This window comes from Streptomyces sp. NPDC004629 (genome assembly GCF_042873595.1).
Classification (GTDB): domain Bacteria; phylum Actinomycetota; class Actinomycetes; order Streptomycetales; family Streptomycetaceae; genus Streptomyces.
On the sequence record NZ_JBIALO010000033.1, the window covers coordinates 41383 to 61460 of the forward strand.

Below are 20078 nucleotides of genomic sequence, written 5' to 3' on the forward strand. Positions count from 1 at the left end.
AGTTCATTGTCACCCCGGACATGGCCGCACGGACGAGGCCGCGGGCCGCGGCGTGGACCCGCCCCCATGCGTTCTGGCGGGTCCGACGGTGTGCCAGACTTCGGTGATCGCCAGTGCTCACTGGACCACCTGAGCGACGGAGTCCGTCATGACGACCGGCACCCCCGGCCCCCGCAAGATCGACACGAGCAAGGCACACCCCGCGAGGGTCTACGACTGGCTGTTGGGAGGCAAGGACAACTACCCCGTGGACGAGGCGGTGGGGGAGAAGCTGCCGCCCGAGGCCCGTGACGCCGCCCGGCAGAACCGGGAGTTCATGCGCCGCGCGGCGGCCTGGCTCGCCGAGCAGGGCATCGACCAGTTCCTCGACATAGGCACCGGCATTCCCACGGAGCCGAACCTGCACCAGATCGTCCAGCGGGTCCTGCCGACCGCGAAGGTCGTCTACACGGACAACGACCCGATCGTGCTGGCGCACGCGGAGGCGCTGCTGGTCAGCCGTCCCGAGGGCGTCACCGACTACATCGAGGCGGACGTGCGCAGGCCCGAGGAGATCATCGAACACGCCCGGGGCGTACTCGACTTCGAGCGCCCCATCGCCATGTCGCTGATCGCGCTGATGCACTTCGTCCCCGACGACCAGGACCCGTACGGCATCGTGCGCAATCTGCTCGACGCGCTCCCCTCGGGCAGTTACCTGGTCCTCTCGCACGCCTCCTCGGACATCTTCGAGGAGCAGTCCCGGCGGGTGACGGCCGAGTACGCCAAGGGCGGCATCCGGCTCGGTTTCCGCACCCGCGCGGAGGTCGTTCGCTTCTTCGACGGCCTGGACCTCGTGGAGCCGGGGGTGGTGACGGCCTCCGAGTGGTTCCGGTCGACGCCGCCCGCGCCCGAGGAGAGCGGTATCTACGCCGCCGTGGCCCGCATCCCCTGACCGGGGCCGCACATCAGGCGGCTTCGGCCGTCTCGTGCTTCCAGAAGCCCGAGAACGTGATGCGGTCCTTCGGCAGACCCGCCCGGTGCAGATGCCTGCGTCCCCGGGTGGCGAGGCTCGACTCGCCGACCACGAAGGCGTAACCGGCCGCGTCGGCGGGGGTGTGCCGCAGGAGTTCGCCGAGCGCGGCGGTGCCGGGTACGGCGCCGCTGCCCTCGCGGACCACCCAGGTGACACTCATCCCGGCCGGCGCGTCGAGTTCGCGTACGTCCCCGGCGGTGGGCACTTCCTGGATGAGCCGCCCGACCGTGTCGCGCGGCAGGGAACGCAGGATGCCCGTGCTGGCGGGCAGACCGGTCTCGTCGGCCACGACGAGGACCTCGGAGGCGTCCGGCGGGCAGTCGAACAGCAGGCCCTGGTCCAGCAGGGCGAGCGCGTCGCCCGGCCGGGCGCGGCACGCCCAGATCGCGGCCCCTCCGTCGAGTTCGCCCGTCGGGCCGAGGTGCACGACGAAGTCGATGTCCATCTCCGCCGCGTCGGGACGGAAGCCGGCCACGGTGTAGTTCGCGCAGTGCGGCCGTTCCTCGTCCGGGATGGCCAGGTACGGCTGCCACCAGCGCGACCCGGTGAACTCCGGGAGCCGCAGCCGGTGTTGATGGGGCAGTTGCAGGAACAGGCGGAACCAGTGGTCGTAACCCAGCCACGGAAACTCGCCGAGGTCCGCGCCGGTGACGGTCACCCGGTGCATGGACGGGGAGACGCGCTCGGTGCGTACGACCTCGGCGCGGAACATGCGAGGGTGCTGCGGCAGCAGTCGAGGAATCTTCGCCATGAAGGAAGGTTAGCCTAACTTTAGTCAGGATGAACCTGTCCTTCGTGCGCGCAGCACCCGGGCCCGGGCGGCGAGCGGAACGGCGGCAGCGAGCAGACCGGCCGCGAGGGCGGCCGCACCCCAGCCGGTGCCGGGCGCCCACGGAAGAGCGAGGGCGGCATCCAGCGACCACGGCCCGGGCCCGGTGAAGCCGAGCACCGCCGCCACGGCCCCGTAGCAGAACGGCACTTCACAGCCGCCGCGTTGGGCCCAGAAACCCTGGGGCGAGGTCGCCACGGCCGCCACCGTCATGTTGCCGACGACGACCGCGCACCCGCCGGGCGTCAGCAGCCCGGTGCCGATCGACGCGCCGCCCGCCAACTCCGCCAGGCCGGCGGTCACCGCAAGGCGCGTGCCGGGTACGAACCCCCACCGCTCGAACACGGCCCCCGTGCCCGCCGGGCCGGTTCCGCCGAACCAGCCGCGCAGCTTCTGCAGCGCGTGCCCGAACAGCAGACCGGCCAGCAGTATCCGCAGCAGGAGCAGTCCCACGGTCATCGAAGCGGCCCTCCGTCCGTGCGCCGGCTCACCGGCCGTGGGTCGTGGCGCTGCGGTAGTCGGTGTAGGTGTAGGGATTGTCGAGGACCTTCGTCTCGGGAATGTCCGGGTTCATGCCCTTGCGCCAGTCCGCCTCGCCCAGCGCCGACCGCAGATGCTCGACGGTCCGCTCGACCTCGCGCCGTACCGCGGCCAGGTCGATGCCGAGCAGCCGGTGGTCGTGCTTGACCACGCGGCCGTCGACGACCACGGTGTGCACATCGCCGCGCTGCGCCTGGAAGGCCACATGGCCATAGGGGTTGAGCACCGGGAACGAGACCGGTGAGTGGTCGTTCTTCAGCAGGACCAGGTCGGCCTTCTTGCCCGCCTCGACGCTGCCCAACTCGTCGGCGCGGCCGAGGGCCCGGGCCCCGCCGAGGGTCGCCCACTCCACCACCTGATCGGCGCGCAGGGCGCAGTGGGTGACCGTCTCCCCCTTGGTGTGGGCCTCCAGGTGCTCGCGGGCGCGGTCGGCGCCGAGCGTGGTGCGCATGGCGGAGAACAGGTCCCCGCTCCACCACACACTGGTGTCCATCGACAGCGAGACGGGGATGCCGTGCGAGCGCAGCGCCCAGGTCGTGGGATAGCCCTGGCCGGCGCTCTGCTCGCTCTCCGTGGACACCGAGACGGAGCCGCCCGTCGCCGCGATGCGCTGGTAGGAGTCGGCCGACAGGGACGAGGCGTGCACATACACCGTCTCGGGTGTCATGAAGCCGTGCTCGTGCATGAGCCGGATGCCGTCGTCGCCGGTGGCGCCCCAGACACCGGCGTGGGTGGTGACGGCGACGCCGAGTTCGCGCGCCACCTCGAAGGCCGGTCTCTCGGGGAAGGCGGGGTCGCCCGTGACGTCGAAGGCCAGTTGCAGGCCGAGCAGGTCGTCACCGGTGATCCGGCGGCGCACAAAGTCCCGGAACTGCGGTGCCGCGGTCCACTGTGCCGGGGCCTGCTGGATGTTGCCGTAGGCGAGCACATACCGGCCGGGCACCGCCCGCAGCGCGTCGACGGCGGCGTCCGCGTGGTCGACCGTCTGCAGCCCGTGGGACCAGTCGACGACGGTGGTCACCCCCGCGTCCAGCGCCTCCACGGCGGCCAGAAGGTTCCCGGCGTGCACGTCCTCGGGGCGGAACACCCTGCCGTGTTCGAGGTAGTACCAGACGAAGTACTGGGTGAGGGTCCAGTCGGCGCCGTAGCCGCGCATCGCCGTCTGCCACATGTGCCGGTGCGTGTCGATCATGCCGGGCATCAGCATGCCGTCGGTGGCGTCGATCTCCGCGGTCCCGTCCGGGACGGCGAGCCGTGGGCCGACCGCGGTGATCCGGTCGCCGGTCACGAGGACGTCGGTGTCCGTGAGCACCCGGCGGGCCCGGTCCATGGGCAGCACCGTGCCGCCGCGGAAGACGACGGGGCGGCCCGGTCGGAACGAGGTGGACTGGCTCATCTGTGCATCTCCCGCTCCTGTCACGCCCATATTGGCGGACGAGTGTCCGTATGGCGGCGGTACGCTTGCTGCCCGATGGTGTTCGGGCGGATGCTTCGATGTCAATACCGGGTACGACGGGAGCCTCGGCGCTCTTTGGGCGTCGGCGTCCGCTGTGCGGTCGACCGCGGCCCGCTCCGACGCGAGCGCCGGGGCCGGGTGCCGGTTTCGCTGCGTAGAGTGCCTGAGTGATGCCGTCCGCACAGCGGACGACCGCCGCCGCGGCCGTGACACCGACAGGAGGAGTTCTCATGCCCCGTGAAGGAACCGGGCCCGACTTCATCGAGGCGCTGGCCCGCGGTCTTGAGGTGATCACGGCGTTCCGGCCCCACCAGCCCGTGATGTCGCTGACCGATGTGGCGACGGCGACCGGTCTTGCCCGGCCGACCGCACGGCGCATCCTGCTCACCCTGGCGGAACTGGGCTACGTACGCCAGCAGTCCGGCGGTTTCGCGCTCACCCCGCGCATCCTCGACCTCGGTGTCGCCTACGTGCGCTCGATGGGGCTGTGGGAGGTGGCGAGGCCGCACCTGGAGCGGCTGGTCGAGCGCACCGGTGAGTCGTGCTCGATCGCCCAGCTCGACGGCTCGGACATCGTCTACGTCGCCCGGGTCTCCGTGCCGAAGATCGTCACCCTCGCCGTGCAGATCGGCACCCGCTTCCCCGCGCTGCCCACCTCGCTGGGCAAGGTCCTGCTGGCGGCGCTGCCACCGGACGACGCCGCCCGGATCCTCGCCGAGCCGAGCCGGTCGGGGCTGCGGCCCGTGTGGCAGCCGGACCGGGCCGAGTGGGAGACGGAGCTGCGCGAGGTGCGCGCCCGGGGCTGGGCGCTGACCGACGAGCAACTGGCCCGGGGCATCCGCTCGGTGGCCGCCCCGCTGCGGGACGGCTCGGGCCGGGTCGTGGCGAGCGTCAACGTCAACGCGCACGCCGCGGAGACCTCGGTCCAGGTGCTCCTCGACGACCACCTGCCGCTCCTGCTGCAGACCGCCGGCGAGATCAGCGGGGACTTCGCCCGCCTGGAGTCCGCGCCGCACGCCACCCGGCGGGCCGGGGCGGTCACGCTCCCTTGACGCGCCCGGGGCGTGCACCACAGAATCGCGTTACGGACAGATGTCCGTGCAGCGGACAGGGAGGCAGGGTCGATGCCGCAAAACGCCGGACCCGCTCGGCCGGAGACGACGCACAGCACACCCGGCTCCGACCCCCAGGACTCTCCCGGACCGCTGTCCGGGGTGCTGGTGGCGGACTTCTCGCGGATCCTCGCCGGGCCGTACGCCACGATGCTGCTCGCCGACCTCGGCGCGGACGTCGTCAAGGTCGAAGGCCCCGGCGGCGACGACACCCGCAGCTGGACGCCTCCGGTGCGCAGCGAGGTCTCGACCTACTATCTCGGGATCAACCGGGGCAAGCGCTCGATCGTCCTCGACCTGCGCACGGAGGACGACGCCGCGCTCGCCCGGGAACTCGTCCGCCGAGCCGACGTCCTGATCGAGAACATGAAGCCGGGCGGCATGGCGAAGTACGGGCTCGACTTCGCGTCGGTGCGGCGGGACAACCCCGCACTCGTCTACACCTCGATCACCGGCTTCGGCTCCGGAGCCGGCCGCCGGGTGCCCGGCTACGACCTCATGGTCCAGGCCGTCTCTGGCCTCATGAGCCTGACGGGCGACCCGGACGGGCCGCCGTACCGGGCCGGGATCTCCGTGTTCGACGTGATGGCCGGCAACCACGCCGCGATCGGCATCCTCGCCGCGCTGCGGCACCGGGACGCGACCGGCGAGGGCCAGCTCGTCGAGGTGAACCTGCTGTCCTCGGCGCTGACCGGCCTGGTCAACCACAGCTCCGCCTACGTCGCCGGCGGCACCGTGCCGTACCGGATGGGCAACGCCCACCCCAGCGTGTTCCCCTACGAGCCGTTCCCCACCGCCGACCACGACCTCATCGTCACCGCAGCCAACGACGGGCAGTTCCGCAAGCTGTGCGAGGTCCTCGGCGCCCCCGCGCTCGCCGACGATCCGCGCTTCGCGCGCAACGCCGACCGCACCGCACACCGCGACCAGTTGCGGCCGCTGCTCGTCGAGCGACTGCTGACGCGCGGCGCCCACGAGTGGTTCGACCTACTGGTGGCGGCCGGGGTGCCGAGCGGTCCGATCAACACCCTCGACGGCGGCTTCGCCATGGCCGAACGCTTCGGGCTCGACCCGGTCGTCACCGTGGGGGAGAAGGACCGAGCGGTGCCCACCACCCGGCACCCGATCCGGTTCTCCGCCACCCCGGCCGCCTACCGGCTGCCACCCCCCGAACTCGACGAGCACGGCGCGCAGGTGCGGGCCTGGCTGGCCGCGCCCGAGGAGACCGACCATGGCTGACCCGACGACTCCTGCGGGCTACCCCACCGCCCTCGGTGCGTCCGGCCCGAGGACCATCACCCTGCTCGGACACGACCTGGCCGAGGACATCATGGGCTCGGTCGGCTTCGGCGAGCTGGCGTTCTGGCTGGCCGCCCAGCGGCGGCCCACCCCAGGCGAGCGACGCGTCTTCGAAGCGGTGCTCGCCGCGCTGGCGGACCACGGATTCACCCCCACCGCCATCGTCACCCGCCTCACCTACCTGTCCGCGCCGGACTCGATCCAGGGCGCGCTGGCCGCGGGGCTGCTCGGCGGCGGCTCACGCTTCCTCGGCGTCACCGAGGACACCGGACGCTTCCTGCACGACGTACTGGAGTCCCTGGCCGGTGCGCTGCCCGCCGACGAGGCCGGCTGGGACGAGGTGGCGCTGCGCGCGGTGCGCGAGCGGCGGGCGGCCGGACAGCTCGTCCCCGGGCTCGGGCACCATGTGCACAAGGAGGGCGATCCCCGCACCGCGCGGCTCCTGCGGATCGCCACCGAGGAGGACCGCTTCGGACCGCACCTACGGCTGTTCGCCGCCATCGGCCGGGTCCATCCCGCCGTGCTGGGACGGACGCTCCCGCTCAACGGGGCGGGGGTCTGCGGCGCCGCGCTCGCCGATCTGGACCTGCCCCTGCCGCTGCTGCGCGCCTTCGCTCTGCTGGCGCGCACCGCCGGGCTGATCGGGCAGCTCGCCGAGGAACTGCGCCACCCGGTCGCACGGGACGTCTTCCTGTCCGTCGACCGCAACAACACCGCCGTCCCGCCGGACCCTTACGTACCGGAACCGCTCACCGAGCGGCGGCGCGGCGACTGACCCGCCGACACCGCGCCGCCGCCGCGCGCACCACTCTCCCGCACCCCGCACCTCGCACCCCGCACCTCGCACCCCGCACCTCGCACCTCGCACCTCGCACCTCGCACCCCGCACCCCGCACCTCGCACCCCGCACCCGCACCCGCACCCGCACCCGGCTCCCGCGCCCCGTACCCAGACCAAGGAGCAGCAACGTGTTCGTCGACGAGGACAACATCACCGAGCTGGCCGTCCAGCGCTGGGCCACCGCGCACTCCCCGCGGCTGGCGGAGCTGATGGGCGCACTGGTCCGCCATCTGCACGCGTTCGCCCGGGAGATGCGGCTCACCGAGGACGAGTGGGCGGCCGCGATCCAGTGGCTCACCGCGGCCGGTCAGACCTGCGACGACAAGCGCCAGGAGCTGATCCTCACCTCGGACGTGCTCGGACTGAGCATGCTCGTGGTGCAGTTGAACAACCGTTTCGAGCCGGGGGCGACGCCCGCGACGGTGCTGGGCCCCTTCCACATCGACGGCTCACCGGCCGTCCCGCGTGGCTTCGACATGTCCGACGGCATCCCGGGAACCCCGCTGTTCGTCACCGGCAAGGTCACCGACACCGGGGGACGGCCCGTCGCGGGCGCCGTGCTGGACGTCTGGCAGGCCGACGCCGACGGCGCGTACGAGGCGCAGCTCCCCGAGGCCGACGAGGCACGCCTGCGGGCCAGGTACCGGACCGCCGAGGACGGCGGCTACTGCGTCCGCACCATCGCACCGCGCGGGTACGCCATCCCCATGGACGGGCCCGTCGGCGATCTCATCCGCGAGACCGACATCAGCTGCTTCCGGCCCGCGCACATCCACTTCCTCATCGACGAGCCCGGCTACCGGAAGCTGATCACCCATCTGTTCCAGGCGGGCAGCGACTACCTGGACAGCGACGTCGTGTTCGGTACGAAGGACGCGCTGATCGTGCCGTTCACCGCGCACCCGGCGGGCGGCGCGCCCGACGGAAGCCGCCTCGACACCCCGTACCTGCATGCCGAGTACGACTTCGTCCTCCAAGCGGGCTGACGACGACCCGGGCTCAGTCGAGGACCGCGACGGCCTCCACCTCGACCAGGTGCTCGGGTATGTCGAGGGCCGCCACGCCCAGCAGCGTGGCGGGCGGTACGGGGGTGAAGCCGAGACGGGCCGCCGCCCGGTCGATGCCTGCCAGCAGCAGCGGCATCCTGTCGGGGGTCCAGTCCACGACGTGCACGGTCAGCTTGGCCACGTCGTGGAAGGAGCCGCCGACCGCGGACAGGGCGGTGCCGACGTTGAGATAACACTGCTCGACCTGGGCGGCGAGGTCGTCCTTGCCGACCGTGACGCCGTCCGCGTCCCAGGCGACCTGGCCGGCGATGAAGACCAGCTTCGAGCCGGACGCCACCGACACCTGCCGGTAGACGTCGATCTCCGGCAGTCCGCTGGGGTTGACGAGGGTGATGGCCATGCGTGCAGTCTCCTTGCGTCCGTGGAGCCCGAAGCACACTTGCCTGGGGCAAAGCGGTGCTCGTGCTCTCTTGTGGTTACTCGGGAACCGTAGGAGAGTGTTCGCTGACATGGAAGAACGCACTTTTCGGTGACTGGGGAACCTCATGGTGACCAAGCAACTCAAGGGCACGGTGGATGACGCGGACCTCACCCGTGCCGACTCCCTGGCGCGGGAGATCTTCTCGGACGTCGCCAACAAGTGGGCGTTCCTGATCATCGAATCCCTCGGTGAACGCACCCTGCGCTTCAGCGAGTTGCGGAACGAGATCGAGGGCATCAGCCACAAGATGCTCACCCAGAACCTGCGCATGCTGGAGCGCAACGGCCTGGTCGAGCGGACCGTGCACCCCACCGTGCCGCCGCGGGTCGAGTACACCCTCACCGAGCCCGGCCAGGGCCTCAGGGCGACCGTCGACGGAATGTGCGCCTGGACCCACCGCTACCTCGGCGACATCGAGGCGTCCCGCAGCCGCTTCGGCACCTGACAAACGAGGCCGAGGCCCCGCTGCTGGAGTGGGGCGGGCCAAGCCGGAGCACCTCGGCCTTGCTGGGCGCTTGACCGGCGTCTAGCGTGACGGGCACATCGGACACCCTCGGCCGGAGGACCCCTCGTCGTGCGAGTCACCCCATGACAGCCGTACCTTCCGGTGCCCCTGACGTGATGTCCTTCGTGGGCCTGTGCGCACGGGCCCGTGCCCTCGCCGGGTCCGGACGGCGCGCGATGCTGGGCATCGTCGGTGCACCGGGTTCCGGAAAGTCCACGCTGGCCTTGCACCTGGCCGCCGCGCTCGGCCCGGACACGGCCGTCGTGGTGCCCATGGACGGGTTCCACCTGGCCAACAGCGAACTGGAACGGCTCGGCCGCCGGCAGCGCAAGGGCGCACCGGACACCTTCGACGCCGCGGGGTACGCGGCGCTGCTGCGCCGACTGCGCGAACCGACGGGGGAGTGTGTCTACGCCCCCCGGTTCCACCGAGAGTTCGAGGAGGCCGTCGCCGGCGCCATCCCGGTCCCGGCCGGGACGCCGCTGGTCATCACCGAGGGCAACTATCTGCTGCTCGACGACGGCCCCTGGGCGGGCGTCAAGGCACTCCTCGACGAGGCGTGGTACGTCGCCCCTGACGAGGAGACGCGGCTGGACCGGCTCATCCGGCGGCATGTCGCCTACGGCAAACCGCTCGCGGAGGCTCGCGCGTGGTCGCTCGGCACCGACCAGCGAAACGCCGGCCTCATCGCGGCCACCCTGGACCGGGCCGACCTGGTGTTCGCCCCGCCGCACCTCGCACCGGTGCCGCACGGCGCGGGCCAGGACGTCCCGGCCGGAGGGTGACCGTCGGCTGCCGAGCTGCCGAGCTGCCGAGCTGCCGAGCTGCCGAGCTGCCGAGCTGCCGAGCTGCCGATCTGTCGATCAGTCGGGAGACCGATCTGTCGGTTCGTCGGGCGGTGGCCGCGGCGATGGTGACGGGTGCGGTCTTGGCCCCGCACGCGGCACGCGGTACGGTCGCTGCGACATCGACGACGGTACGACGGAAGCCGGTGGGAATCCGGCACGGTCGCGCCACTGTGTGCTAGCGCCCCCGGGGCGCTCGTGAGTCAGACCCGTGGCCGTCGTCCTGTGCACCACCGAGATGGGACGCGAACTCCCCAAGGAGGTCTGCCATGGCACAGCACGTCGCCCGGCCGTCAGCCACCACCCCCTCCGTTCCCGCCGCGTTGCCGCTGAAGGCGATAGCTCCCTGGGCGGTCTTCTTCGGCATCCTGATGCTGATCCTGCTCTACTTCGTCGGCGCCGAGCAGGGCGCCACCTCCGTGTTCAGCGGCACGGGCGTCCATGAATGGGTGCACGACGCCCGCCATCTGCTCGGCTTCCCCTGCCACTGACGCGAGGGGACGACGCCCGCCCATGAACTCCGCAAGCGTACGCGGCCTTCTCCTGCGGGGCATGCTCGCCGGCCTCGCGGCCGGTGTGCTCGCCCTGATCGTGGCCTACTTCCTCGGCGAGCCGAGCGTCGACAAGGCGATCGGCTTCGAGGACACCCACGCCCACGAGCACGAGACAGAGGCCGTCTCCCGCTCCTTGCAGTCCACCGCCGGCCTCGCCACCGGTGTCCTCGTCCACGGCGTCGCCTTCGGTGGCATCGCCGCGCTCGCCTTCTGTTTCGCCCTCGGGCGCGTCGGCCGGTTCGGACCGCGGGCGACGGCGCTGCTGCTGTCCGGCAGCGCGCTGCTCGTCGTGTACGTCGTGCCGTTCCTGAAGTACCCGGCCAACCCGCCGTCGGTGGGCGATGCCGGCACCATCGGCAGGCGGACCGCCCTGTACTTCCTGATGCTGCTGCTCAGCGTGCTCCTCGCGATCGCCGCCACCATCCTGGGCAGGCGGCTCGCGGCCCGGCTGGGCTCGTGGTACGCCACCGTCGTGGCGGTGACCGCGTTCGTCGTGGTGATCGGTCTGGCGTATGCGTTCCTGCCGGTCGTCGACGAGGTGCCGGCGGGCTTCCCGGCCACCTTGTTGTGGCGGTTCCGGCTGTCCGCGCTGGCCGTCCAGGCCGTCCTGTGGGGCGGATTCGGCCTGCTCTTCGCGGAGTCGGCCGAGCGGCTGCTGCACCCGAAGCCCGCAACGGCCGCTACGGCAAAGGCAGTTCCGGCCGCGCACTGAGGACCGGGCCCGAGCCGTGCGCTCGGCCCACCAGGGCGGGGAGGGCTCCGGAATCGTCCGGGGCCCTCCGGCGGCACCCGGCACACAACGGTGTCAGGCCGAGGCGCGCAGGTGCTGCCGCGCCCACTCCTCGAAGCCGGTGAGCGGGATACCGAGGGCGCGTGCGTATTCCGGGCGAGCCGGCTGGCCGGTCTCGTTCAGCCGGTCGTGCCCGGTGCCCATGGCGGGCATCCCGGCGGCGGTGGCCTCCTCCAGGGTCATGTCGGGGGCGGTCAGCTCCGTTCCGAGGACGCGGGAGAGCGTCTTGGCGATGTCGCTCATCGTCAGGTAGTCGCTCGCCAGCTCCAGTTCCACGCCGTCGAACCGCTCGGGTGCGGCGACGGCGGCGGCCGCCGCCCTGCCGATGTCGTCGACCGCCACGAGCGACAGCCAGGTTCCCGGCTTCAGCAGGCTCACCAGCCCGCCCTCGATGCCACGGGGGAACAGGAACGCCTCGGAGGGCAGGAAGTTCTCCATGAAGAAGCCCGGCTTGAGGAGCGTCCAGTGCTCGAAGCCCGCCGCACGGACGCGGTCCTGGATCCCGGCTTTCGTGGAGTAGTAGGGCTCCATCGCGGCCCAGCGGCCCTCCGCCCAGCCGGGGCTCTGCGTGTGCTGCCCGGCGCCCGACACGGACGTGTGCACGAACTGCGGCACGCCGGCGGCCAGCGCACCCTCGATCAGATGGACGGCCTGCGCGAACTCGCCTTCGAAACCACGTCCGTTCAGGTCGGGCATCTGCACGGAGAAGACGGCGCGGGCCCCTTCGGCGGCCCGGATCACGGAGTCACGGTCGTCGAGGTCACCGGTGACCAGCTCGGCACCGAGCGCTTCGACGGCCTGCGCCCGGTCGGTCGCGGGATCGCGGACCAGCGCGCGGACGGGAACGCCCGCCGCGAGCAGGGCGTGGGCGGTGGCGCCGCCCTGCCGGCCGGTGGCGCCGGTGACCAGGACGGGTGCGGGATCTGTCGGCACGATGCTTCTCCAATGCTGCGCACGGACTAAACGGCGGGGCCCGCCGTTTCCTCTCCGGTAAGATACGGAGGGCCCCGCCAGTTAGCAAACCCCGAGGTGACACCATGCCCGTCCAGCGTGCGGACGCCCGGCGCAACTACGCGCGCATCCTCGCGGTGGCCGAGGAGGAGGTCGCCGCGCACGGCGCTGACGCGTCCCTTGAGCAGATCGCCCGGACGGCGGGAGTCGGCTCGGCCACCGTCCGCCGGCACTTCCCCAGCCGCAGCGCCCTCTTGCAGGCGGTTTTCCGGGAACGGGTCGAGCACCTGTGCGCCCGCGCCCGTGACCTGGCCGGTGCCGCCGACAGCCGGGCCGCGCTGCTGGAGTGGCTGGCCGCCCTCACCGCGTACGCCGCATCCGCCCGGGGCATGGCGGCCGTACTCACCCCGGAATCGGCGGGCGACTCGGACGCGGGGCATGTCGACGCCTGCTCGGCCAGGCTCACCGAGTCCGTCGACCCGCTGCTGCGCCGCGCCGCCCGGGACGGTGCCGTGGCACCGGGCGTGACCGTCGCCGACCTGGTCACGCTGGTCACCGGGATCGCCCTGGCCACGGAGCACCATCCGGATCCCGCAGGCGAGGCGAACCGTCTGCTGACACTGACCGTGGCGGGAATCAGCCCCCAGCGGTGACGACGGGGAAGCGGAAGCCATGACGGACTGGACCATGCGGTCGGCGTCGGTGTCGGACATCGAGGCGGCGGCGGAGTTGCGCGCGGTCGTGCTGCGGACGGATCTGGAACGGCTCGGGCGCTACGACGCGCGACGAGTACGGCAGCGGCTGCGCGACGCGTTCGACCCGAGGCACACCTGGGTGATCGAAGCGGGCGGCGCGTTCGCCGGCTGCGTGGCGCTGCGACCGGCCGCGGACGCCCACTGGCTGGAGCACTTCTATCTGGCCCCGCACCTTCAGGGCCTCGGCATCGGCTCCGGCGTGCTGCGTGAACTCCTTGAGCGGTGCGACCGCGACGGTCTTCCGGTCCGGCTGAACGTCCTTCAGGGCAGCCCGGCCCGGCGGCTGTACGAGCGGCACGGTTTCGCCGCCGAGACCGAGGACCCGGTGGATGTGTACATGGTGCGCGAGCCGCGCTGAGTGGGTCCTGCGAAGCACGCTGCGGTGCGACAGCGCCCCTTCGGGGTGCTGTCGAACCGTGACGGATCTCGTCGGGCCTGCTCAGTGGGCGGCGAGGAGTTCGAGTGTGTCGATCACCCGGTTCGAGAAGCCCCACTCGTTGTCGTACCAGGCCACCACCTTGACGTGCCGGCCGTCGACGCGGGTGAGAGCCGAGTCGAAGATCGACGAGGCGGGGTTGCCCGTGATGTCGGACGAGACGAGTGCGTCGTCCGAGTATTCGAGGATGCCGGCGAGCGGCCCCCGCGCCGCGGCCAGATACGCCGCGAGCACGTCCTCACGGGACACCTCGCGGGCGACGGTCGTGTTGAGTTCGACGATCGAGCCCACCGGCACCGGCACCCGGATCGAGTCGCCCGACAGCTTGCCGTCGAGGTTCGGCAGCACGAGACCGATCGCCTTGGCGGCACCCGTCGTGGTCGGCACGATGTTCACGGCCGCGGCGCGGGCACGGCGGGCGTCGCGGTGCGGGCCGTCCTGCAGGTTCTGCTCCTGCGTATAGGCGTGCACGGTCGTCATGAAGCCGTGCTCGATGCCGGCCAGATCGTCGAGCACCGCGGCCAGCGGAGCGAGCGCGTTGGTCGTGCACGAGGCGTTCGAGACGATGGTGTGCGCGGCCGGATCGTACGCGTCGTTGTTCACGCCGAACGCGAGCGTCACGTCGGCGCCGTCCGACGGCGCGCTGACGAGCACCTTCCTCGCGCCCGCGGCGAGGTGGGCGCCGGCGGCCTTGGCCGAGGTGAAGCGGCCGGTCGCCTCCAGCACGATGTCCACGCCGAGTTCGGCCCAGGGCAGTCGCTCCGGCTCGCGTTCCGCGAGCACCCTGATGCGCCGGCCGTCGACGACGAGGGTGTCCCCGTCGGCGGTCACGGGCCGGCCGAGCCGGCCGGCCGTCGTGTCATAGGCGAGCAGCCGCGCGAGGGCCGTGGGTTCCGTGAGGTCGTTGACGGCGACGACATCGAGATCGCTGTCGCGCTCCAGCAGTGCGCGCAGCACATTGCGTCCGATGCGGCCGAATCCGTTGACGGCGATACGAGTCATGAATGGTGTCCCTTCGGTTCGCCCTCAGCCTCGCGTGCGGCGCCCGCCGCCGGAAGCGGCGTGAGTGCCATGGTTCGAAAGGATCGCGCCATGCGGGCGCCGGGGTCCTATTCGCCCTGTGTGAAGGTGCGCCGGTATTCACTCGGCGTGGTGCCGAGGATGCGCTGGAAGTGCAGCCGCAGATTGGTGCCCGTGCCCAGACCGACATCGGCGGCGATCTGCTCCACGCTCTGCTGCGAACGTTCGAGCAGTTCACGGGCGAGGTCGATGCGGGCGCGCAGGACCCACTGCATCGGCGTGTACCCGGTGTCCTCGACGAAGCGCCGCGAGAAGGTGCGCGGCGACACCGCCGCATGCCGGGCGAGCACATCGAGGGTGAGGGGCTCGCCCAGGCGGTGCAGCGCCCATTCGCGGGTCGCGGCGAACCGCTCGCCGAGCGGTTCGGGCACACTGCGCGGCACGTACTGTGCCTGCCCGCCGCTGCGATAGGGTGCCGCGACCAGCCGCCGGGCCGCGTGATGGGACGCGGCCACTCCGAGGTCGCGGCGCAGGATGTGCAGGCACAGGTCGATGCCGGAGGCCGCGCCGGCCGACGTCAGCATGTCGCCCTCGTCGACGAACAGCACGTTCTCGTCGACCCGGACCAGCGGATGCCGCGCCGCCAGCGCCCGCGTGTAGTGCCAGTGTGTGGTGGCGCGTTTGCCGTCGAGCAGACCGGTGGCGGCGAGCGCGAAGGCCCCGGTGGAGATCGCGGCGAGCCGCGCCCCCCGGTCGTGGGCGGCGATCAGCGCGTCGACCACGGCCCGCGGCGGGTCGTCCCGGTCCGGGAACCGGTAGCCGGGGACGAACGCGATGTCCGCCCACGCGAGCGCGTCGAGGCCGTGCGCGACGTGGTACGACAGGCCGTCACCGCCGGTCACGAGCCCGGGCTCGGCGCCGCACACCCGCACCTCGTACGGCATGCTCGCGCGGGTCGTGAACACCTGCGCGGGAATGCCGACATCGAGCGGTTTCGCGCCGTCGAGCACAAGGACGGCGACGCGCTGCGGACGGGAGGGCGGCACACGCACAGGGTACGCGGCGGGCGGCGGCGATCTCGGCGTGACGGGCGGGCACGGCCGGACCGGCCGTGCCCGCCCCGGCCGGTGCCGGATATCGGCTGGACAGCGCGTCGCGCAGCCGGTCGCCGGGCCGGGTCGGATCCCTTCGCGAACCGCGCCGGACCGCCTCGACACATACCCGGGGGCCCGCGCCGGGGGAGGACCGGGCGTCCGAGGGCGTGGCCTCGGGGGTCAGGTGGCGGAGCGCAGGCGGCGGACCCGGTGCTGGGTGCGTCCGGACTGGCGGGGCAGCCAGACCCGGCCGGCCGGAGCGCCGTCGCCGGGCGGGCGCTCGCCGCAGTACGCGACGTACAGGCGCACCGCGTCGTACAACCGGTAGCGGCTGTGTCCGTTCCTGCCGAACTCGCTGACATACGTGATCTGGCGGCTCAGCAACTCGTCGAGCAGGTCCACCGCGAGCTGCCGGGACGGCGCCGCGCGTCCGACCACGTCGTCGACGCCGAAGTCGCCGCGCACCGCCCCGAGCCGGCGCAGCGAAGCCGCGATCGGGGCCGGTAACACCCGGTGGCAGGCCGCCACGCTCGCCTGCAACGACAGATCCCCGACCCGCAGGAACGGCAGGCGGTCCCGCTCGTCCACCAGGCGGTCGGCCAGGTCGCGCAGCGACCGGTGCGGGCGCGCCGACAGCCACAGCCCGGCGATGTGCAGGGCCAGCGGCAGCCGCCCGCAGGAGCGCACGATGCTCAGCGCGGCCGACGGCTCCGCGCGGGTGCGCTCGGCGCCCGCGAGGTCCGCCAGCATCCGGTGCGCGTCCCGTGGGGCGAGCGCGCCGATCCGGTGCGTCAACTGCCCTGGCAGCGCGGAGAGTTCACCTCGCGCGGCGACCAGGACGGCGCTGCGCGCGTCGTCCACCAGCAGCGGCCGTACCTGCGCCTCGCTGTCCACGTTGTCGAGGACCACGAGGACGTGCCGGCGGCTGAGCGCGTCCCGCAGCCGGGCACTGGCCTCCTCCGGGTTCTGCACGGCGGGCGCCTCGCCGAGCGAGCGGAGAATGCGGCGCACGAGCATGTCCGGCGTGAAGGGTTCCGCGGAGGCCGGATGCAGATCGACGAAGACCTGCCCGTCCGGGAACCGGTCGCGCACGCCGTGTGCGACCCGCAGGACCAGGGACGTCTTGCCCGCGCCCGGCGGTCCGACGACGACCGCGGGCCGTGCGCGGTCGCGGGCCTGCCGCGACGAGAGGTGGGCGCGGAGAGAGGCGACGATCCGCTCCCGCCCGACGAGGCGGTTGCGGGGCGCCGCGGGCAGTTCCGCGGGCAGCGGCTGCGGGGGCCGTTCGGGGTGTGGCCCGGTGTGGTGCTCGGTGCGGGAGCCGCGCAGCAGCCGCGTCACCTCGGCGGGTGACAGACCGAGGGCCCCCGCGAGCAGGAGCAGTGACTGCTTCCGGGGCCGTGCGGTGTGACCGGTTTCGAGGTTGCGGATGGCCCGCACGCTGAGCCCCGACTTCTCCGCGAGGTCCTCCTGGGTGAGGCAGGCCGCCTCGCGCGCGTGGACCAGCGCCGCCGCAAGCGCGTCCACCGTGGATGTATCGCTCACTTCACGCCCATTTCGTCGTTCGGTGCTGCCCCGGCGTCCGGGCGCCGGGGCGGTGGTGAGCCCGCGGGGAGCCGACAGCCGTGGCGCTCGCCGCGCGGGGAGATGCGTCGGGGTCTGGGGCCGGGCCGGGCACGGCCGTCGCCAGAGCGAGGTGGGTGAAAAGGAGAGGACGTCGGCGGCGTCCGCGCGGGTGCGGGGCCGGGGAACCGAGGGGCAGCCGGGTGCCGCGCGGTGCGGCGGCCGGGGCGGTGGGCGGTGACGGGCCGTCGCCGGGCGGGGGTTCAGTCCGCCGGGCGGGTCAGCGTCACCGTGAACTTGTAGCGGGAACCGCGGTACACCGAGCGGACCCATTCGACCGGTGTGCCGTGCGCATCGCGGGAATGACGGGACAGGAGCAGCACCGGCAGGCCGACCTCGGTGGCGAGCAGCGCGGCCTCGCGGGGAGTGGCGAGCGAGGTCTCGATGGCCTCCTCGGCCTCCGCGAGGCGCACCCCGTACGCCTCGGCGAGCGCCGTGTACAGCGACCGGTGGGCGGCCACGGACCGGTGCAGTCCGGGAAAGCGCCGGGCGGACAGGTGTGTCGTCTCGATGGCCATGGGCTCGCCGCTGGCCAGCCGCAGCCGCTCGATGCGCAGCACGCCGTCGCCGGCCGCGACGCCGAGCAGCGCCGACAGCTTCTCGTCCGCTTCGACCTGACTGATGTCCAGCACCCGCGAGGCGGGTTCGAGGCCCTGGGCATGCATGTCCTCGGTGTGGGAGGTGAGCAGGAGGGTGCGGTAGAGCTTGGGCCGGGCGACGAAGGTCCCCTTGCCCTGGATGCGGTCCAGCCGGCCCTCGCCCACGAGTTCCTGCAACGCCTGGCGGACCGTGGTGCGCGAGGTGGCGAGCCGGACGGCGAGTAATCGCTCGGCCGGCATCCGGGAGCCGGGCGTCAGCGCCCGCGTCATCGCGAGGACCTGCTGCTTGACCTCGTAGTACTTCGGGACGCGTGGCGCGCGGCCGGGCGCGGCCCGGTGCTGCGTGGTGCTGCTGACGTGGGTGGTCATGGCCTGCCTTCCCGGCTCGGTCGCCGGACCCCGTTATAACCCTCAACCGTGCTGTGGTCTAGTCCAGATGAGGAATGCGGTCCGCGGCCGTGTCCGGTGCGACGTTCTTCGCCAAAGGGTCGAGATCGACCCCCTGGCGACCTTGACGCTGCATAAAAGTCTAGGCCAAGCTCCCTCGTGCAGGTCTACACCATTAGCGCGTCGGGTCCCGTCGGCGCGCGGTGGCGGCGTGCGCGGAAAGCCGCCGGGCGCGGTCCGGCGGCGGCCTTCGAGGGAGGGGGAGATGCCGCACGGTCCGGCCGGCCCGGTGTGCCCTGCCGCTGTTCCGGGTTGCCCCTCGTGTCCTTTTCCGTCCCTCCTCTCCTTCTCTTTCCACCTCTGCATCACGCGGCGGCGCGCGGCCTGGCCGACGGCGCCGTGAAGGGATGACGCCTTCGATGACCACTACTGCCACCGGTAACGAGACCCTCACCCGCGACGCACTCGCGGTCCTGCAGCCGGGGTTCGCCGGCACCGCCGCACCGGACTGGGTGCGCCGCCGGGTCGGTGAAGGTCTCGCCTCCGTAGCCCTGTTCGGCCGCAATGTGGTCAGCCAGGAGCAGGTCGCCGCCCTCACCGGCCAGTTGCGGGCCGAACGGGACGATCTGCTGGTGGCCATCGACGAGGAGAGCGGCGACGTCACCCGCCTCGATGTGCACACCGGTTCCGCGTTCCCCGGCAATCACGCGCTCGGCACCGTCGACGACACCGACCTGACCCGGCGCGTCGCCCGCGAACTGGGGCGGCGGCTCGCCGACTGCGGCGTCAACCTCAACTGGGCGCCGTCCGCCGACGTCAACGCCAACCCGGACAACCCGGTCATCGGCGTGCGCGCCTTCGGCGCCGACACCGACCTGGTGGCGCGGCACACGGCGGCGTACGTACAGGGCATGCAGTCCAGCGGCGTCGCCGCGTGCACCAAGCACTTCCCCGGGCACGGCGACACCAACGTGGACTCCCATCACGCAGTGCCGCGCATCGACGTCGACGAGGACACGCTGCGCGGGCGCGAACTCGTCCCGTTCCGCGCCGCCATCGACGCCGGCACCCAGGCCGTCATGAGCGCGCACATCCTCGTACCGGCGCTGGACCCGGAACGCCCCGGGACCCTGTCCCGCCGCATCCTCACCGACCTGCTGCGGGGCGAACTCGGCTATGACGGGCTGATCGTCACCGACGGCATGGAGATGCGGGCCATCGCCGGGGTCTACGGCCTGGAGCACGGGGTGGTCATGGCGATCGCGGCGGGCGCGGACGCCATCTGCGTGGGCGGCGGGCTGTGCGACGAGGACACGGTGCTGAAGCTGCGGGACGCCCTGGTCGCGGCCGTCCACCGCGGCGAACTCCCCGAGGAACGGCTCGCCGACGCCGCGGCCCGGGTGCGACGGCTGGCCCGCTGGACCGCCACGACGCGGCGTACCGCGCGGGAGCAGGCGGCACCGGACGAGGAGATCGGACTCGTGGCGGCCCGCCGCGCGCTGCGTGTGCGGCGCGGGGCGCAGGCGTCTCCGGTCGACGCACCGGTGTACGTGGCGACGTTCAACCCCGTTCCGAACATCGCCGTCGGCGACGTGACCCCGTGGGGGGTCGCCGGCGAACTGGAGCGGCTGCTGCCGGGCACCACGAGCGGCTCCTTCAGCGGCGCGGGCGCGGGCGCCGACGCCCTGGCGGCGGCGGGCGACCGCCGCATCGTCGCGGTGGTCCGCGACGAGCACCGGCACCCGTGGATGCGTTCGGGCCTGGACGTGCTGCTCGCCGCGCGCCCGGACACGGTCGTGGTCGAGATGGGCATACCGCAGTCCCCGCCGCGGGGTGCCGTGCACATCGCCACGCACGGAGCCGCCCGGGTCTGCGGCCTGGCCGCGGCGGAGAGCATCGTCGCCATCTGAGGCGAGGGACCCCGACGTCCCTGTGCCGAG

At 72.6% G+C, this 20078-nt stretch carries 21 protein-coding genes and 1 riboswitch; of the genes, 12 read left to right on the forward strand and 9 right to left on the reverse strand.

Going from position 1 to position 20078, the window contains the following annotated elements; translation table 11 throughout:
* Positions 1 to 148 precede the first annotated feature (148 nt).
* Positions 149 to 934 carry an SAM-dependent methyltransferase gene (locus tag ACFYTE_RS35115; RefSeq protein WP_388719374.1) on the forward strand — a complete coding sequence of 262 codons (786 nt, stop codon included), beginning with the start codon at positions 149 to 151 and terminating at the stop codon, positions 932 to 934.
* A gap of 13 nt (positions 935 to 947) precedes the next feature.
* On the opposite strand, the gene ACFYTE_RS35120 is transcribed toward ACFYTE_RS35115, so the two are convergent.
* From ACFYTE_RS35120 to ACFYTE_RS35130, 3 genes are read right to left on the reverse strand one after another with little or no spacing between them, the layout of a single operon-like run.
* Positions 948 to 1766: a siderophore-interacting protein gene (locus ACFYTE_RS35120; protein WP_388719376.1), complete on the reverse strand. Its 819-nt coding sequence runs from the start codon at positions 1764 to 1766 to the stop codon at positions 948 to 950.
* 24 nt (positions 1767 to 1790) lie between these two features.
* Positions 1791 to 2303, reverse strand: coding sequence for a DoxX family protein (locus ACFYTE_RS35125; RefSeq protein ID WP_388719378.1), 513 nt, complete (start codon positions 2301 to 2303; stop codon positions 1791 to 1793).
* A 28-nt stretch (positions 2304 to 2331) separates the two neighbouring features.
* The gene (locus ACFYTE_RS35130) at positions 2332 to 3780 is read right to left on the reverse strand and encodes an amidohydrolase family protein (protein ID WP_388719380.1); all 1449 of its coding nucleotides are present in this window, start codon (positions 3778 to 3780) and stop codon (positions 2332 to 2334) included.
* Between the two features lie 290 nt (positions 3781 to 4070).
* Here ACFYTE_RS35130 and ACFYTE_RS35135 point away from each other — a divergent pair, with 290 nt between their 5' ends.
* From ACFYTE_RS35135 to ACFYTE_RS35150, 4 genes are all read left to right on the forward strand, one after another.
* Positions 4071 to 4892 (forward strand): IclR family transcriptional regulator C-terminal domain-containing protein, encoded by an 822-nt coding sequence (locus ACFYTE_RS35135; protein ID WP_388719382.1) that lies wholly within the window; start codon positions 4071 to 4073, stop codon positions 4890 to 4892.
* 72 nt (positions 4893 to 4964) lie between these two features.
* Positions 4965 to 6191 carry a CaiB/BaiF CoA transferase family protein gene (locus tag ACFYTE_RS35140; protein ID WP_388719384.1) on the forward strand — a complete coding sequence of 409 codons (1227 nt, stop codon included), beginning with the start codon at positions 4965 to 4967 and terminating at the stop codon, positions 6189 to 6191.
* Positions 6184 to 7026, forward strand: a complete 843-nt coding sequence (locus tag ACFYTE_RS35145) for a citryl-CoA lyase (protein ID WP_388719386.1) — start codon at positions 6184 to 6186, stop codon at positions 7024 to 7026. The genes ACFYTE_RS35140 and ACFYTE_RS35145 overlap by 8 nt, the downstream gene beginning before the upstream one ends.
* 193 nt (positions 7027 to 7219) lie before the next feature.
* Positions 7220 to 8077, forward strand: a complete 858-nt coding sequence (locus ACFYTE_RS35150) for a dioxygenase (RefSeq protein ID WP_388719388.1) — start codon at positions 7220 to 7222, stop codon at positions 8075 to 8077.
* A gap of 13 nt (positions 8078 to 8090) precedes the next feature.
* Here the strand turns inward: ACFYTE_RS35150 and ACFYTE_RS35155 are convergent, their stop codons facing one another.
* Complete coding sequence (locus tag ACFYTE_RS35155) at positions 8091 to 8498, reverse strand: RidA family protein (protein ID WP_388719390.1); 408 nt, start codon at positions 8496 to 8498, stop codon at positions 8091 to 8093.
* A gap of 145 nt (positions 8499 to 8643) precedes the next feature.
* Between ACFYTE_RS35155 and ACFYTE_RS35160 the strand changes: the two genes are divergently transcribed.
* The 4 genes from ACFYTE_RS35160 (at position 8644) to ACFYTE_RS35175 (ending at position 11195) form a co-directional block, all read left to right on the forward strand.
* Positions 8644 to 9024 (forward strand): winged helix-turn-helix transcriptional regulator, encoded by a 381-nt coding sequence (locus ACFYTE_RS35160; RefSeq protein ID WP_388719392.1) that lies wholly within the window; start codon positions 8644 to 8646, stop codon positions 9022 to 9024.
* A 176-nt stretch (positions 9025 to 9200) separates the two neighbouring features.
* On the forward strand, positions 9201 to 9869 hold the full coding sequence (locus ACFYTE_RS35165; RefSeq protein ID WP_388719470.1) for a nucleoside/nucleotide kinase family protein: 669 nt from the start codon (positions 9201 to 9203) through the stop codon (positions 9867 to 9869).
* A 152-nt stretch (positions 9870 to 10021) separates the two neighbouring features.
* Positions 10022 to 10163, forward strand: a riboswitch (cobalamin riboswitch).
* A gap of 35 nt (positions 10164 to 10198) precedes the next feature.
* Entirely contained in the window at positions 10199 to 10420 is a 222-nt protein-coding gene (locus ACFYTE_RS35170; RefSeq protein WP_388719394.1) for a CbtB-domain containing protein, read from the forward strand.
* A gap of 22 nt (positions 10421 to 10442) precedes the next feature.
* Positions 10443 to 11195, forward strand: coding sequence for a CbtA family protein (locus tag ACFYTE_RS35175; protein WP_388719396.1), 753 nt, complete (start codon positions 10443 to 10445; stop codon positions 11193 to 11195).
* A gap of 93 nt (positions 11196 to 11288) precedes the next feature.
* On the opposite strand, the gene ACFYTE_RS35180 is transcribed toward ACFYTE_RS35175, so the two are convergent.
* On the reverse strand, positions 11289 to 12206 hold the full coding sequence (locus tag ACFYTE_RS35180; RefSeq protein ID WP_388719398.1) for an NmrA family NAD(P)-binding protein: 918 nt from the start codon (positions 12204 to 12206) through the stop codon (positions 11289 to 11291).
* Between the two features lie 104 nt (positions 12207 to 12310).
* Between ACFYTE_RS35180 and ACFYTE_RS35185 the strand changes: the two genes are divergently transcribed.
* Positions 12311 to 12877 (forward strand): TetR/AcrR family transcriptional regulator, encoded by a 567-nt coding sequence (locus tag ACFYTE_RS35185; RefSeq protein WP_388719400.1) that lies wholly within the window; start codon positions 12311 to 12313, stop codon positions 12875 to 12877.
* 19 nt (positions 12878 to 12896) lie between these two features.
* Positions 12897 to 13337, forward strand: coding sequence for a GNAT family N-acetyltransferase (locus tag ACFYTE_RS35190; RefSeq protein WP_388719402.1), 441 nt, complete (start codon positions 12897 to 12899; stop codon positions 13335 to 13337).
* A gap of 81 nt (positions 13338 to 13418) precedes the next feature.
* On the opposite strand, the gene gap is transcribed toward ACFYTE_RS35190, so the two are convergent.
* From gap to ACFYTE_RS35210, 4 genes are all read right to left on the reverse strand, one after another.
* The gene (gene gap, locus ACFYTE_RS35195; RefSeq protein ID WP_388719404.1) at positions 13419 to 14417 is read right to left on the reverse strand and encodes a type I glyceraldehyde-3-phosphate dehydrogenase; all 999 of its coding nucleotides are present in this window, start codon (positions 14415 to 14417) and stop codon (positions 13419 to 13421) included.
* Positions 14418 to 14524: 107 nt separating this feature from the next.
* Complete coding sequence (locus tag ACFYTE_RS35200; protein WP_388719406.1) at positions 14525 to 15481, reverse strand: GlxA family transcriptional regulator; 957 nt, start codon at positions 15479 to 15481, stop codon at positions 14525 to 14527.
* A gap of 228 nt (positions 15482 to 15709) precedes the next feature.
* The gene (locus tag ACFYTE_RS35205; protein WP_388719408.1) at positions 15710 to 17074 is read right to left on the reverse strand and encodes an AAA family ATPase; all 1365 of its coding nucleotides are present in this window, start codon (positions 17072 to 17074) and stop codon (positions 15710 to 15712) included.
* A 281-nt stretch (positions 17075 to 17355) separates the two neighbouring features.
* The gene (locus ACFYTE_RS35210) at positions 17356 to 18120 is read right to left on the reverse strand and encodes a GntR family transcriptional regulator (protein WP_388719410.1); all 765 of its coding nucleotides are present in this window, start codon (positions 18118 to 18120) and stop codon (positions 17356 to 17358) included.
* 437 nt (positions 18121 to 18557) lie between these two features.
* On the opposite strand from ACFYTE_RS35210, the gene ACFYTE_RS35215 reads away from it, so the two are divergent.
* Complete coding sequence (locus tag ACFYTE_RS35215; protein WP_388719412.1) at positions 18558 to 20048, forward strand: glycoside hydrolase family 3 protein; 1491 nt, start codon at positions 18558 to 18560, stop codon at positions 20046 to 20048.
* Positions 20049 to 20078 lie beyond the last annotated feature (30 nt).